Origin of the sequence: Streptococcus infantis, assembly GCF_047460825.1 — a bacterium.
GTDB lineage: Bacteria > Bacillota > Bacilli > Lactobacillales > Streptococcaceae > Streptococcus > Streptococcus infantis_V.
Genome location: NZ_JASHFO010000016.1, coordinates 1 through 13,688 on the forward strand (window position 1 = coordinate 1; position 13,688 = coordinate 13,688).

15 protein-coding genes and 3 pseudogenes are annotated in these 13,688 nt (G+C 39.9%); 13 read left to right on the plus strand and 5 right to left on the minus strand.

What is annotated here, in order from left to right:
• The coding region (locus QM911_RS05970) for an IS630 transposase-related protein (RefSeq protein ID WP_301393612.1) at positions 1-84 on the minus strand (84 nt) is incomplete at its 3' end.
• A 31-nt stretch (positions 85-115) separates the two neighbouring features.
• Here QM911_RS05970 and QM911_RS05975 point away from each other — a divergent pair.
• The 13 genes and pseudogenes from QM911_RS05975 to QM911_RS06035 all read left to right on the plus strand — a co-directional run.
• Positions 116-763 (plus strand): annotated as a pseudogene (locus tag QM911_RS05975) (transporter); the annotation flags it as partial.
• Positions 764-843: 80 nt separating this feature from the next.
• The gene (gene hisS / locus QM911_RS05980; protein ID WP_414313406.1) at positions 844-2,124 is read left to right on the plus strand and encodes a histidine--tRNA ligase; all 1,281 of its coding nucleotides are present in this window, start codon (positions 844-846) and stop codon (positions 2,122-2,124) included.
• Positions 2,124-2,592 (plus strand): annotated as a pseudogene (locus tag QM911_RS05985) (hypothetical protein). Before hisS ends, QM911_RS05985 begins: the two are co-directional and overlap by 1 nt.
• A gap of 9 nt (positions 2,593-2,601) precedes the next feature.
• Positions 2,602-2,808 (plus strand): helix-turn-helix transcriptional regulator, encoded by a 207-nt coding sequence (locus tag QM911_RS05990; RefSeq protein WP_375555420.1) that lies wholly within the window; start codon positions 2,602-2,604, stop codon positions 2,806-2,808.
• Positions 2,808-3,011, plus strand: a pseudogene (locus tag QM911_RS05995) (hypothetical protein). Before QM911_RS05990 ends, QM911_RS05995 begins: the two are co-directional and overlap by 1 nt.
• The gene (locus tag QM911_RS06000) at positions 3,008-3,358 is read left to right on the plus strand and encodes a PspC domain-containing protein (protein WP_414313407.1); all 351 of its coding nucleotides are present in this window, start codon (positions 3,008-3,010) and stop codon (positions 3,356-3,358) included. Before QM911_RS05995 ends, QM911_RS06000 begins: the two are co-directional and overlap by 4 nt.
• 12 nt (positions 3,359-3,370) lie before the next feature.
• Positions 3,371-4,108: a DUF3169 family protein gene (locus QM911_RS06005; protein ID WP_414313408.1), complete on the plus strand. Its 738-nt coding sequence runs from the start codon at positions 3,371-3,373 to the stop codon at positions 4,106-4,108.
• Positions 4,109-4,118: 10 nt separating this feature from the next.
• Entirely contained in the window at positions 4,119-4,943 is an 825-nt protein-coding gene (locus tag QM911_RS06010; protein ID WP_414313409.1) for an ABC transporter ATP-binding protein, read from the plus strand.
• Positions 4,936-5,634: an ABC transporter permease gene (locus QM911_RS06015; protein ID WP_414313410.1), complete on the plus strand. Its 699-nt coding sequence runs from the start codon at positions 4,936-4,938 to the stop codon at positions 5,632-5,634. The genes QM911_RS06010 and QM911_RS06015 overlap by 8 nt, the downstream gene beginning before the upstream one ends.
• 9 nt (positions 5,635-5,643) lie before the next feature.
• On the plus strand, positions 5,644-6,285 hold the full coding sequence (locus tag QM911_RS06020; protein ID WP_414313411.1) for a lysostaphin resistance A-like protein: 642 nt from the start codon (positions 5,644-5,646) through the stop codon (positions 6,283-6,285).
• Positions 6,286-6,303: 18 nt separating this feature from the next.
• A complete protein-coding gene (locus QM911_RS06025; protein ID WP_060955102.1) occupies positions 6,304-6,519 on the plus strand; it encodes a hypothetical protein in 216 nt (71 codons plus the stop codon).
• A 148-nt stretch (positions 6,520-6,667) separates the two neighbouring features.
• On the plus strand, positions 6,668-8,431 hold the full coding sequence (aspS, locus tag QM911_RS06030) for an aspartate--tRNA ligase (RefSeq protein WP_414313412.1): 1,764 nt from the start codon (positions 6,668-6,670) through the stop codon (positions 8,429-8,431).
• A complete protein-coding gene (locus tag QM911_RS06035) occupies positions 8,409-9,350 on the plus strand; it encodes a YitT family protein (protein ID WP_414313413.1) in 942 nt (313 codons plus the stop codon). Before aspS ends, QM911_RS06035 begins: the two co-directional genes overlap by 23 nt.
• Positions 9,351-9,519: 169 nt before the next feature.
• Here QM911_RS06035 and QM911_RS06040 read toward each other — a convergent pair whose 3' ends face one another.
• The 4 genes from QM911_RS06040 to QM911_RS06055 form a co-directional block, all read right to left on the minus strand.
• Complete coding sequence (locus QM911_RS06040) at positions 9,520-10,506, minus strand: LacI family DNA-binding transcriptional regulator (protein WP_075227909.1); 987 nt, start codon at positions 10,504-10,506, stop codon at positions 9,520-9,522.
• Positions 10,507-10,515: 9 nt separating this feature from the next.
• Positions 10,516-11,316, minus strand: a complete 801-nt coding sequence (locus QM911_RS06045) for a DUF1189 domain-containing protein (RefSeq protein WP_414313414.1) — start codon at positions 11,314-11,316, stop codon at positions 10,516-10,518.
• Positions 11,317-11,525: 209 nt separating this feature from the next.
• Positions 11,526-12,368 carry a sugar ABC transporter permease gene (locus QM911_RS06050; protein WP_049531176.1) on the minus strand — a complete coding sequence of 281 codons (843 nt, stop codon included), beginning with the start codon at positions 12,366-12,368 and terminating at the stop codon, positions 11,526-11,528.
• Position 12,369: 1 nt separating this feature from the next.
• On the minus strand, positions 12,370-13,659 hold the full coding sequence (locus tag QM911_RS06055) for a sugar ABC transporter permease (RefSeq protein WP_320692643.1): 1,290 nt from the start codon (positions 13,657-13,659) through the stop codon (positions 12,370-12,372).
• Positions 13,660-13,688: the final 29 nt, after the last annotated feature.

The following is a 13,688-nucleotide window of genomic DNA, read 5'->3' on the forward strand; positions in this document are numbered from 1 at the left end:
AAAAACTTTGGATGCCTCGACATGGCTGTGTCCCTCTTTGATGTAATTTAATGCTCGTTGTTTAAAATCTGTACTATATGCCATAGCTTTATTATAACATGTATTTTATAAACTAAGTGACTATAAATCACTGAAAAATGAGAAGCTTTCTATCAAAGATCAGTTTTTAACGATTTACGGAAACTTACGTCTCGTTTTTCTTAAAAGTGGACAGAAAAACTTTGGTTTTATGCTCTTTGCTATCTTGATTATCAATGCTTTGGGTGGTGCCTTAGGTGGTATCTATAACATCTTCCTTTTAAATCATTCCTTACTGAATTTTTCCTACAAGGATGCCTTGTTTACCTTACAATTGATTACCTTATTAGCAGTTATCATCAGTAGCCTTACAGGAAATGACTATTTTGGGAAGCAATCTTTGCCTAGATTGATGATGTGGGTTACATTAGGAGCCAGTCTAGTTGGTCTATCTAATTTGTTAAACCAAGTCTTGCTTGGGATGCTTTTCGTCTTTTTTACCATGTATATCTCTGGTAAAATTTCCCCAAAAATTAGTGCTCTGCTCATGAAAAATCTTGCTCCAGAGGTTCTCTCTCGTACCAGTAATTTTTTAGGTTTGTTGTTTACTCTATCCATACCTGTGGGAACAGCTTGTTTTTCACTTATAGCTGTATGGAATATACAGTTGACATGGATGCTATTTGTTGGTCTTTCCTTGATTGCGCTTCTCCTTGCTAGTCTTAATCTTAAAAATGAAATTTAGGTGTTCGTCTTCTTTTCACACTGTCCCAATCCCTTTATTTATGGTAAAATAGGACTATTAAGTTATAAAGAGGATTCCCTATGAAATTACAAAAACCAAAAGGAACGCAGGATATTTTACCTGCTGAGTCTGCCAAATGGCAGTACGTTGAAGGATTTGCGCGTGAAATCTTCAAACGCTACAACTACGCAGAAGTACGTACCCCAATTTTTGAGCACTACGAAGTCATCAGTCGTTCTGTTGGAGACACAACCGATATCGTAACCAAGGAAATGTACGACTTTTACGACAAGGGTGACCGTCATATCACTCTCCGTCCAGAAGGAACTGCTCCAGTCGTTCGTTCTTATGTGGAAAATAAACTCTTCGCACCAGAAGTGCAAAAACCAAGTAAGTTCTACTACATGGGGCCAATGTTCCGCTATGAGCGCCCACAAGCAGGTCGTTTGCGCCAATTCCACCAGATAGGTGTGGAGTGCTTTGGCTCTAGCAATCCAGCTACCGATGTAGAAACAATCGCTATGGCAGCCCACTTCTTGAAAGCGATCGGTGTTCAAGGTGTGAAACTACATCTTAACACTCTTGGAAATCCAGAGAGCCGTGCGGCCTACCGTCAAGCCTTGATTGACTATTTGACACCACTTAAGGATAGCTTGTCTAAGGATAGCCAACGTCGTTTGGAAGAAAATCCTCTCCGTGTCTTGGACTCTAAGGAAAAAGAAGACAAGGCAGCTGTGGAGAATGCACCATCTATCTTGGATTACCTGGACGAAGAAAGCCAAGCTCACTTTGATGCTGTTCGTCAAATGTTGGAAAATCTTGGAGTAGACTATATCATCGATACCAATATGGTTCGTGGTTTGGACTACTACAACCACACGATTTTTGAGTTCATCACTGAAATCGAGGGTAATGAATTAACAGTCTGTGCGGGTGGTCGCTACGATGGCTTGGTTGCCTACTTTGGTGGTCCTGAGACTGCTGGATTTGGTTTTGGACTTGGTGTAGAGCGTCTGCTTCTCATCCTTGAAAAGCAAGGTGTGTCTCTCCCTATCGAAAACACACTCGACGTCTACATTGCTGTTCTTGGTGAAGGAGCAAATCTTAAAGCCTTGGAGTTGGTACAAGCTCTTCGCCAACAAGGTTTCAAAGCAGAGCGCGATTACCTCAACCGTAAGCTCAAAGCTCAGTTTAAGTCAGCCGATGTTTTTGGAGCTAAGACTCTTATCACTCTCGGAGAGAGCGAGGTCGAAAGCGGACAAGTGACGGTCAAAAACAACCAAACCCGAGAAGAAGTTCAAGTTTCACTTGAAACTATTAGCCAAAACTTCTCAGAAATCTTTGCAAAATTAGGATTTTAATAATAGATAAACTGGTCAGGATCTTACTCCTGACCTTTTTCTTTTGCAAAATGACAAAAATCCTAAACTTTTTGACAAAGATAATTGTCAAAAATAAAAAGATGTGTTACAATGAAATCAAGTTAAAGAAAAGTATAGCAGAAAGGAACGATTATGTGGGCATTGGGATTTGTACCTCTTGTGATTATGTTTTGTATCTACCATTCTCAAAAGGTCAAGAAACTAGGGAATAAAATCAAAAAGTTTGAGCGAAAAGAGAAAGGAAATACAGAAATGTCAAGATTATTAAAAGAAATGATTGGGAGAACGCCAGTCATCGTTGGACAATTGTTTGGGACAGATAATTGGGAAGTAGTGGATGTTGATGACGAATGGGTCAAGCTACGTCGTGTAGATAAAAAGGGAAAAGAAAAATTCAAACTACAACGCATTGAGGACATCCAAACGATTCAATTTGACGGAGAGTAGGTGTGTAACATGCAACTTAAAAATCGTCTAAAAGAGCTTAGAGCTCGCGATGGTCTCAATCAAACCGACCTAGCCAAGCTGGCAGGGGTTTCCAGACAGACTATTAGCCTATTAGAACGGGATGAGTACACGCCATCCATCGTCATTGCCCTGAAGATTGCTCAGATATTCCATGAGCCAGTCGAGTCAGTCTTTCGCTTGGAGGAGGATGAGTGATGAACAAGTATAAAGTGATTTATTATGTAGTTGCCATAGCTTTATTAGTCAGCGTATTTCTACTGATTGGGACAGACTTAGGCTGGTTTAATCTGTACCAAAGTGAGTACTCCTTTTGAATTTACTTTGGCCTCATCCCAGTAGTTGAATGGATTGAAAAGAAATCAAAAGGTTTAGAAGTTGTAAAAGGAGAAGAATTATGAAAGAATTTTTAGCAGGTTTTCAAGTAGATACTGAGAACAAAGCACTTGCAGGTGTCTGTGCAGGTTTAGGAAACTATTTTAACATCCAAACCAACATCGTTCGTTTAGTGACGCTCTTCTTGTTTCTTTCTTCGACGGAGTTCGGGATTATAACAGTGACTCTCTATGCCTATCTTGCTGGTTGGCTAAGTAGGGAGCCATTAGGAGATGGAGCGAAAAAAGCAAGAAATCAAGCTATTCTCTTATTTGTTGTTTGTTTGCTTTTGGTGTCACTTGGAACAGATGGCTTGACAGCTATTTTTGAAGCAGGTAAAGCCTTTGGTCAGTGGTTGGCTGGATTGGTTTAGAGGGGGATGAAAATGAAAAAGAAACGTGGATTATTATTATTTTTAGCAGCAGTTGTCTTTGGAGGTTTCTTGGGCGGTTTTGTAGGGATGTTTAAGGCCGGTGCCGAATCCTACGAAGTTATTTTAGATGTAAAAGTCTTGATCCCCTGGATATCAACTATTTGTTTACTGTTAGGTTTCATTAGCATTCTTTTGACGTTCAATTTCTTAAAGAAAAGCAGAAAATTTCATTCCTTGTATCAAGAGGAAATGGATGATGACCTGAATGAAACCTATTATGTGCAAATGTACCGGAATCTTGAGTTTGGAACCATTGCTTTTAATATTACAAGCGTAGCGATTTTATTGGCTCTCTTCATTTCAGCAAGTGAAGTGGTTATACTAAATAGAAGCAATCTAACCTTATCTCTTTCTTTTTTGGGATTAGTGTTGACTTTTAATGCTCAAAAATATTTTTATAAAACCATTGCGATTGTTCGCCAGTTTGATATGGTATTTTTCTCTATGCCAAAGGATATCTTAGATTATGTCAATTCTTACGATGAAGGGGAGCGCCAGGCTAATTTGGAACAGAGTTTTCGGATTTTATTCCAATTACATCAGTATGTCTTGCCAGCTTTGTACTTTCTGATTGCTCTCTTTTCTTTACTGACAGGAGAGATTCAGTTACTAGCCTTCTTGCTCGTAGGAACAATCCATATTTATATCAATGTGATGCAGTTACCTATGGTAAAACGCTATTTTAAATAAAGGAGTTTCTATGATTCGTGTTGAAAATGTAAGCAAAAGTTTTGGGAGCAAAAAAGCTCTTCACCAGATTTCTTTTGAGATTAAGGAAGGTGAAATCTTTGGTTTTCTGGGTCCTTCTGGCTCAGGTAAAACAACCATGATCAATGTCTTGACAGGTCAGTTGGCTGCAGATCAAGGTAACACAATTTTGTTAGGCAAGAATTCTCAAGATTTAACCTCAAATGATTTGGAACAAATCGGTATAGTTAGTGATGGCAGTGGTTTTTACGAAAAGATGAGTCTTTACAAAAATCTTCTCATTTACGCTAAGTTATATGGCCTCAAGTCAGATAGAGTAGATCAGGTGCTCAAACAGGTTGGTTTGGCAGATGCTAAAGATGTTATCGCAGAAAAACTGTCTACAGGAATGAAACAACGAATGTTCTTGGCCCGTGCCCTTCTTAATGCTCCTAAGATTCTTTTTCTAGATGAGCCAACCAGTGGGCTAGACCCTACAACATCTAAGATGATTCATACCCTACTTCAAGAATTAAAACAGGCGGGGACAACTATCTTTCTGACCACGCATGATATGAATGAAGCAACTTTGCTTTGTGATCGCTTATCTCTTTTAAATAAGGGAAATTTAATAGAGTATGGAAGTCCACAAGAGATTATTCAAAAATACCATATGGATAAGAAAGTACGTGTAGGTTATAAAGATGGAAGAGAACAAATAGTTTTGTTTGAAGAATTGCCGCATTTAGACACGACAGATTTGATGGCCGTTCACTCTTGTGAGCCAACTTTAGAAGAGATCTTTATCAGATTAACAGGAGAAAAGTTAGATGTTTAGAAAATTAAATGCCCTACTATGGTTAAGATTACAAGTTCTTATTAGCAATTCAACTTTGTTAGCAACTTTATTGATGCCTTTTGGTATTGCTGTTTTATTAAATGAATTTTTAAATAAGAATGGAGAAGTGAGCCTATTTTTACTATCTGCTAGCTTGACGATGGTCTTGAGCATGGGAAGTGGTTACATGGTATCGATTATGATGGCAGAAGATAAGGAAAAACGAAATCTCAAATCACTTATTCTAAGTGGTGTGACAGCAACAGAATATACTTTCAGTATGCTCGTTCTTCCTATTTTGATAATGTTACTTGCTATGATTGTACTTCCCATCTATCTTAAAGTAAACGTATCTGGTTATTTATTTGCCTATGCTATCTATTTGCTTCTAGCAACTATTTGTATTATTTTTCTCAACCTTCTAATCGGTGCAGTATCAGATACTCAATCTAAAGCGCAAGTCTATAGTATCTTTCCTATGTTAATTGTCTCTTTTTTACCCACGATTGCTTCTCAAAATGATACGGTTCAAAAACTGTTGGACTATTCTTTTATCGGTCCTTTTGTAGGTCTATTAAAAGAAGGTGGAGGAGAATTGTCTCTGGGAAATCTTGGTCTTTTATTGTCATGGGTCCTTGTTCTAGGCCTAGCATGTCTCTTTGTATTGAAAAATAGTTATAAAGGCAAATAGGAGAATCTTATGAAAACACTTAAAAATATTGGCTGGTATAGTCTTACTTTCTTATCATTTATTATGATTTATAGTTTTATTCAGGGTGTAGGTGTGGCGGCGATGAAGTTGGGAGCACCTGACTACGTTTTTATCCCGGTATATGTCTTATTGGCAGGAATTTTCACCTTTGTTACCTACAAGTGGTATAAGACAGGAACCGTTACGATTGAAAAAACAGCCCTCAACAAATACATCTGGTTGCCTGCCTTGGTATGGGCCCTTGTCATTGTTGCAGAAAATTTTTTGCCAAATGATCCGTCAGTCAATCAACAGTTGTTAGAAGAATTGACTCATAATCAACCTCTCTTCTCTTTCTTTATGGTGGTTGTCTTTGCACCACTTACAGAAGAGTTAACCTTTAGAGGTATGCTAGCTCGCTATGTCTTCCCTCAACAGGATAATGTCAAGCAAACAGTTCTCTTTCTTCTTGTAAGCACTGTACTTTTTGCACTTGTTCATTTCCCTACTACTCCTCAACAATTCCTAGTGTATGGTTCCCTCGGTTTGAGCTTGGGGTTGGCTTATATCAGCAAGGGTGGACTGGCTTACAGCATTGCTTTACATGCTTTAAATAATTTAATCGGATTTTTAATGATTCTCATGCTATAATAGACTCAGGAGGAAGTCATGAAACGAGTGATATTATTAGCAGTGATTCAGGCAGTTGTACTCTTCTTTATCATTGGAGCGCTTGCCTATGCTTTTAAAGGGGATTTCTTTTATAACCATCTAGCAGTTATCTTTGCACCAATTGCAGGGATTATGCGATTTGCGACAGCCTATGCAACGGAGATTGTTCTCCCTAAAAAGGCTGCAGAGATTGCTGAAAAGCGTAAAAAATAAAGAAATACCAAGTAAAATAAGATCCAGCGAATGACTTTGCTGGATTTTTTCATTTATAGCAGGATTCTTCTCAACTTTTCTGATGATTTTCATGAAGAGCCTGCGCTTTTATGGTAAAATAGTAACAGAATAAAAGAGGAGAGAAAACATGAAACGTAGTATGTATGCTGGTCGTGTTCGTGAGGAGCACATCGGACAAGAAATTACCTTGAAAGGATGGGTTGCCCGTCGTCGTGACCTTGGTGGTTTGATCTTTATCGACCTTCGCGACCGTGAAGGAATCATGCAGTTGGTTATCAACCCAGAAAAAGTATCTGCAGAGGTGATGGCAACAGCTGAAAGCCTTCGTAGTGAATTTGTCATCGAGGTGACTGGTCAAGTTGCTGCACGTGAGCAAGCTAATGATAAGTTGGCGACTGGCGCAGTTGAACTGAATGTAACAGCTCTTACTGTACTTAACACAGCTAAAACAACACCATTTGAAATCAAGGATGGCATTGAAGCAAACGATGATACACGTCTACGTTACCGTTACCTTGACCTTCGTCGTCCAGAAATGTTGGAAAACCTTAAACTTCGTGCCAAGGTAACTCATTCTATCCGTAACTACTTGGATGAGTTGGAATTTATCGACGTGGAAACACCATTCCTTTCTAAATCAACGCCAGAAGGGGCGCGTGACTATTTGGTGCCATCTCGTGTTAATAAAGGGCATTTCTATGCTCTTCCTCAAAGTCCGCAGATTACAAAACAGTTGTTGATGAATGCTGGATTCGACCGTTATTACCAAATCGTCAAATGTTTCCGTGACGAAGACTTGCGTGGTGACCGCCAACCTGAATTTACTCAGGTCGACTTGGAAACGTCATTCTTGACTGAACAAGAAATCCAAGACATCACAGAAGGCTTGATTGCGCGCGTGATGAGGGAAACAAAAGGCATCGAAGTAACACTGCCATTCCCTCGAATGAAATATGATGATGCCATGGCTCTTTATGGTTCTGACAAGCCTGATACTCGTTTTGATATGTTGCTCCAAGACTTGACAGATATTGTCAAGGGTGTTGATTTCAAAGTCTTCTCAGAAGCACCTGCCGTTAAAGCCATCGTCGTCAAAGGAGCAGCAGACAACTACTCACGTAAAGATATCGACAAGATGACAGAAGTAGCCAAGCAGTATGGGGCTAAAGGTCTGGCGTGGGTCAAGGTTGTTGACGGTGAATTAAATGGTCCAGTTGCTAAATTCTTGACTGGCGTTCAGGCAGATTTGACAACAGCACTTGGTCTTGAAGATAAGGACTTGGTTCTCTTTGTTGCTGATACGCTTGAAGTAGCCAATGCAACACTTGGTGCCCTTCGTGGACGTATTGCGAAGGAACTAGGCTTGATCGATAATGATAAATTTAACTTCCTTTGGGTTGTTGACTGGCCAATGTTTGAATGGTCTGAAGAAGAAGGCCGTTATATGAGTGCCCACCATCCATTTACCCTTCCTCAAGCAGAAACTGCTCATGAGCTTGAAGGTGATTTGGCTAAGGTTCGTGCCATTGCTTATGATATCGTCTTGAATGGTTATGAACTTGGTGGTGGTAGTCTTCGTATCAACCAAAAAGAACTTCAAGAACGTATGTTCAAAGCACTTGGTTTCTCAGCTGAAGAAGCAAATGACCAGTTTGGTTTCCTTTTGGAAGCTATGGACTATGGATTCCCACCACACGGTGGTTTGGCTATCGGTCTTGACCGTTTTGTCATGTTGCTCGCTGGAGAAGAAAATATCCGCGAAGTCATCGCCTTTCCTAAGAACAATAAGGCAACTGACCCAATGACGCAAGCACCATCAACAGTAGCTCTTAAACAACTAGAGGAACTTAATCTACAAGTAGAACAAGATGAAACAAACGAAACTAACTAAAAAGTGGTACCATTATCTTCGCCGCTTTGCTTATCGAGTAAAGATTTTGCGTGTTTTACAAAGTATCTCTCGAGAAAAATACGATGAAAAAATCTCAGCTTCTCTGGTATATGGTTTTCTATCAGCAGTAGCTGTCAATTTCTTTTTCCAACCAGGGCACGTTTATTCAAGTGGTGCGACAGGTTTGGCCCAGATTATATCTGCCCTTAGTAACCACTGGTTTGGTTTTCATTTCCCGATATCGGTAGCCTTTTATGTCATCAATATTCCTCTCATGATTTTGGCCTGGTACCAAATTGGACATAAGTTTACGATTTTTACCTTTATCACGGTATCCATGAGCTCGCTCTTTATCCAGTTTGTGCCAGTGGTGGTCTTGACAGAGGATCCAATCATCAATGCTCTCTTTGGTGGGGTAGTTATGGGACTTGGAATCGGCTTTGCTTTACGTCATAACATCTCCAGTGGCGGAACAGATATTGTCAGCCTAACCATTCGTAAGAAGACAGGTCGTAACGTCGGAAGTATCTCTTTCTTGGTGAACGGTACCATCATGTTGATTGCAGGAGTGACCTTTGGTTGGAAATATGCCCTTTATTCCATGATTACTATCTTTGTCTCAAGTCGTGTGACAGATGCAGTTTTCACCAAACAAAAACGCATGCAGGCCATGATTGTTACTAGCAATCCAGATGCAGTCATTGAGAAAATCCATCATAAATTGCACCGTGGAGCAACCATGATCCATGATGCTGAAGGAACTTATAACCACGAACGTAAGGCTGTTTTGATTACGGTTATCACTCGCGCAGAGTTCAATGATTTTAAACTGATCATGAAGCAAGTTGATCCAACAGCCTTTGTTTCTGTTTCAGAAAATGTTCATATCCTAGGCCGATTTGTCGAAGTCGAAAACTAATACTCTTCGAAAATCAAATTCAAACCGCGTCAACGTCGCCTTGCCGTACTCAAGTACAGCCTGCGGCTAGTTTCCTAGTTTGCTCTTTGATTTTCATTGAGTATAATCAATTATAAAAATAGATTACAAAAAACCAACTCTAAGCAAAAGATGTTAGAGTTGGTTTTTCTTATTTTTCAATGATTTCATGCGCAATGACTTGACGATAGCAGATTTGACGATTTTCTTTGACATCATTGATGATTTGAAGAATAGTCTCAAACGAAGTGCGGCCGAGAGCCAGACTATTAATATTGACATAGGCTGCTAGGTTTAATTTTGGATTTACAGAGTCAAAGCTAAGAACAGGGACATTCAGCTGATGTTCGTTGAGATAGTTACAAACACCTTCAGCTAAGAGACTATCTGTTGTGATAACAGCATCGGTTTTTGGATCGTATTCAAAAAGTTGTTTGCTAAATTTATATCCCTTTTCTTCAAGAAATTCATCAGCGAAAAAGGTACGATGACTATCAAGAGATAGTTTGTGTTCTTGGAGGGCTTGCTCGTAACCTGTTAGACGATCCTGCGTAACGTAGAGTTTCTTGGTACCACCGATGAAAGCAATGCGGCTGCATCCTTTTTTGATGAAGTATTCTGTCGCATCAAAACCAGCTTGAATATTATCATTGTCAACAAGCGAAATGAAGGGTGATAGTGATTTGCCAAGGATGAGGAAGGGAAATTGTTCTTCTGTAACGAGTTTAACCAAGGGGTCATTTTCTTGGGCATACAAGAAGATAAGACCGTCTACACGCTTTCCATAGACCATCTGTGAAATTGCATTTAAGCGCTCTTTTTCGTCTTTTCCAGTTGCAATCTGGATAGCATAGTGATTTTCTGAAGCAATTTGTGCAATCCCTCTAAGGACAGAAGGAAAGAAAGGATTTTGATAGAAAACGTCTGAATCATCTGGAAGAACCAAGCCGATAACCTGCGTATAACTACTAACCAGGCTTCGGGCATTGAGGTTAGGATGGTAGTTGAGTTCCTTCATAGCCTTTCGAACTCGTTTTTTGGTTTCATCGCTAATGGTTGATTTGTTTTGAATAACACGGGTTACGGTTGAGGGTGAGACCCCTGCAGCCTTGGCCACGTCTTTAATCGTAACAGGCATAATAATCTCCTACTTATGGTAGTCTTGATCACGGAAATGCGTTTTGTAAAAGATAGTGACCAGGTACAGAACAAATAAAATATTTTGAATAGTAATCAAAGTTGACATGTTTTGGCCTAGGAGACCGAGAATCATGGCAAGCAAAGTTGGTAATCCTAAACAATTCAATATGAAATGATAGCACTCTTTATAGGTTTTAAATGAGAAGAGACGTGATTTTTTCGTAAAGTAGAGCAAGAGGCTAGAACCTAGTGCGACAATGAAAAAATTAAGTCCGAAAAGGAAGCTAGAACCAAGCACAAGAAAGAGACTAATATAGACGCGATTCTGTTGATACCAGTCTTTAGAAATGGCTTGTGTTAAGCTTTCCTTGCTTTGGAAGCTCTCAGTCGTTATCGCGTGATAGCGAATGCTGGTCAATTCTTTTCCTTGCTTGCTGATGATGAGTTTCTCAGGTTCAAAGTTCAGAAGTAATTCCTCAGGGAAGTTTGAACTAGAAGGGTCTCCGATTTGGATAGAAGCTTGATGAGGAGATGAACCTGTATAGCTCAACTTACCATCTACAATCTTTGCATTGGTAGCCAAATCCTGAACCACACTATCCGTCAAAGGAGTGTAGACATCATCGATGAAAGTTTCTAAAGGATAAGTTTCCTGAGAACTGTTCTGGATGGCAATAGGGACCATAGACAAACTAATCAGGAAAATACTGGTAAAAATCAGTTGAAACCAGTTGAGACCAAAACGTTGAGATAGGGGCTTACGAAATCCCCAAATACTATTAAAATAAGAAAATGGATATGGTAACATAAATCTCTTTCTATAGGCATTTTTCTATATGAGTATTATATAGAGAAATGTATTTTATTTCAAGCGGGGATAGTAGAATCCTTGGTAAAAGTGAATGTTTGTTATGATTCGTCCACTAACTAACAAGGTAATCTCAGCAAGCTCTTGTTTCTCACCAGACAATCGATGTACAAGGTCAAAAATGAAAAAGGGTGGCGGGGGGGGGTATATTACCCCTTGTCGCCACCGCTTGTAAGTCCTGAAACGAAGTTCTTTTGCAAGAAGAAGAAAAGTGTACAGATTGGAAGGGCGATGAGGATAGCACCTGCTGAGAAGTAGGCAATCTTCATGTTCTTCACATTGCTAACGAAGGTCTGTAGACCAACGGCAACTGTAAAGTATTCTTTTTCACGAAGCAAGAAACTAGAGAGGATATAGTCTCCGAAAGGTCCCATGAAGGCCCAGAGTGCTTGTACAGCAACCATTGGACGAACAAGAGGGAGAACGATTTGCCAGAAGCGGCGGAAATGTCCTGCACCATCAAGTTTTGCAGACTCATCAAGAGACATTGGCACGGTGTCAAAGTAACCTTTCATCAACCAAGCATTCATAGGGATACCTCCACCAACGTAGAGGAAGATGAGGAACCAGCTATGGTTAAGGGCATTCAACATGAGGGCCATAACGAAGAAGGCAGTCAAAGCAGCCATTGTAGGCACCATTTGGATAATCAAGAAGAAGACCAAACTTTGTTTACGAGCCAAGAAGTTGTAACGGCTATAGGCGTAACCAGCAAGTACGATAATACTTGTTTGTACAACCATAGTGATCAAAGCGATGATCAAAGTGTTGAGGTACCATGTACCGTACAAGGTTTCTGTAAAGAGCCCTTTGAAGTTATCAAAATTGAAGTCGATGTTAGTATCGAGTTTAAAGGCTGCGACGTTACCTGCCTTGAAGGCTGACATGATAGTAATCAACAGTGGATAGATAATCACGATTGAAAGGCCAATCAAGTAGAGGTAAGTAAGGGTTTGAGTCAGTCTACGTTTGAGTTTGATTGAGTTATTCATCTTAGACGTCCTCCATATCAAATGCGTGTAGTTTCTTGAATGCAATCATAGAGATTGAGATGACAATGATAGAGATAATCAAGGTAACAGCTGCCGCCATAGAGTATTGAGGAGATGTACCCGTTGTCAAACGGTAGATCCATGAGATCAAGATATCGGTTGAACCAGCTCCACCACCGACACTACCAGGACCACCGCCATTGAAGAGGTACATGATAGAGAAGTTGTTGAAGTTGAAGGTGTATTGGCTGATCAAAGTAGGTGCCGCAACAGCCAAGATCATTGGGAAAGTGATGTTGCGGAATTTTTGCCAAGCGTTTGCACCGTCGATATAAGCTGCTTCATACAAGTCGTTTGGAATAGACTGTAGGATACCGAGAGTAAGGACATAGATATAAGGGAATCCAAGCCAACCTTGCATCATAATCAAGGCAACCTTAGTCCAAGTAGGGTCTGTTTTCCAAGGGATGAGTGCCCCGTCAAGGAATGGAAGAACCTTAGCAAAAAGTGGCAAAACTTGGGTATTGATAGCACCAACACTATCGTTGAACATGTTTGAGAATGTCAAGATAGTGATGAAGGCTGGAACCGCCCAAGGCAGAAGGAAGATAACACCAAAGATACGTTTCCCCTTGATGAATGGTTGGTTGGCAATAATAGCTGTGAAGATACCGATTACAATCTGTAAAGTTGATGCAGACAAAGCCCAGATAATAGTCCAAGAAAGAACAGAACCGAAGGCTGAACGGAAGGTACTCAAGCTCCAGATATTTGTGAAGTTAGTCAAACCAACCCAGTCTAACAATTTGTTTGGTGGTAAGTGTTGGAAATCGTAGTTAGTAAAGGCAATCATCAAGGTTACAATAACCGGGAAGATAATCGCAAATGTCATGGCAACGTAAGATGGGATAATGAGCAAGTATGGGAATCCATTTTCATAGATACCTTTAATCATATCCTTAAGTGTCAATGGGACAGGGATGCCATTATTGATACGTTTTGCAATAGTGTGAGCGTCTTTAATATTGAGAATATAAAAGGCTAGATAAACAATTACAAAAATAGAGTGAAATGCACCACGAATCAACATGAAGAGAGAGTTGTCACGGCCAGGTTTTTCCCCAAGTGTGATCAAGTTGCTCAATTCAGGTGCTGCAAGTGCTATAAAATAGAGGACAAAAACTACTGTTACAGCAAGGAAGATAAAACCTTTAGCTTTTTGTTTATTATAGATTTGCCCCAACCCAGGAATCAATGAAAGCAAGGCTGCTTTTTTTGGTTGTTGTTCCATGAGTGCTCCTTTCATAAGATACGAGCGTT

Excerpts from the sequence above, each read along its gene's own strand:
- hisS (WP_414313406.1), top strand. The coding sequence starts at position 844 with ATGAAATTACAAAAACCAAAAGGAACGCAGGATATTTTACCTGCTGAG.
- QM911_RS05990 (WP_375555420.1), top strand. The coding sequence starts at position 2,602 with ATGCAACTTAAAAATCGTCTAAAAGAGCTTAGAGCTCGCGATGGTCTC.
- QM911_RS06000 (WP_414313407.1), top strand. The coding sequence starts at position 3,008 with ATGAAAGAATTTTTAGCAGGTTTTCAAGTAGATACTGAGAACAAAGCA.
- QM911_RS06005 (WP_414313408.1), top strand. The coding sequence starts at position 3,371 with ATGAAAAAGAAACGTGGATTATTATTATTTTTAGCAGCAGTTGTCTTT.
- QM911_RS06010 (WP_414313409.1), top strand. The coding sequence starts at position 4,119 with ATGATTCGTGTTGAAAATGTAAGCAAAAGTTTTGGGAGCAAAAAAGCT.
- QM911_RS06015 (WP_414313410.1), top strand. The coding sequence starts at position 4,936 with ATGTTTAGAAAATTAAATGCCCTACTATGGTTAAGATTACAAGTTCTT.
- QM911_RS06020 (WP_414313411.1), top strand. The coding sequence starts at position 5,644 with ATGAAAACACTTAAAAATATTGGCTGGTATAGTCTTACTTTCTTATCA.
- QM911_RS06025 (WP_060955102.1), top strand. The coding sequence starts at position 6,304 with ATGAAACGAGTGATATTATTAGCAGTGATTCAGGCAGTTGTACTCTTC.
- aspS (WP_414313412.1), top strand. The coding sequence starts at position 6,668 with ATGAAACGTAGTATGTATGCTGGTCGTGTTCGTGAGGAGCACATCGGA.
- QM911_RS06035 (WP_414313413.1), top strand. The coding sequence starts at position 8,409 with ATGAAACAAACGAAACTAACTAAAAAGTGGTACCATTATCTTCGCCGC.
- QM911_RS06040 (WP_075227909.1), bottom strand. The coding sequence starts at position 10,506 with ATGCCTGTTACGATTAAAGACGTGGCCAAGGCTGCAGGGGTCTCACCC.
- QM911_RS06045 (WP_414313414.1), bottom strand. The coding sequence starts at position 11,316 with ATGTTACCATATCCATTTTCTTATTTTAATAGTATTTGGGGATTTCGT.
- QM911_RS06050 (WP_049531176.1), bottom strand. The coding sequence starts at position 12,368 with ATGAATAACTCAATCAAACTCAAACGTAGACTGACTCAAACCCTTACT.
- QM911_RS06055 (WP_320692643.1), bottom strand. The coding sequence starts at position 13,659 with ATGGAACAACAACCAAAAAAAGCAGCCTTGCTTTCATTGATTCCTGGG.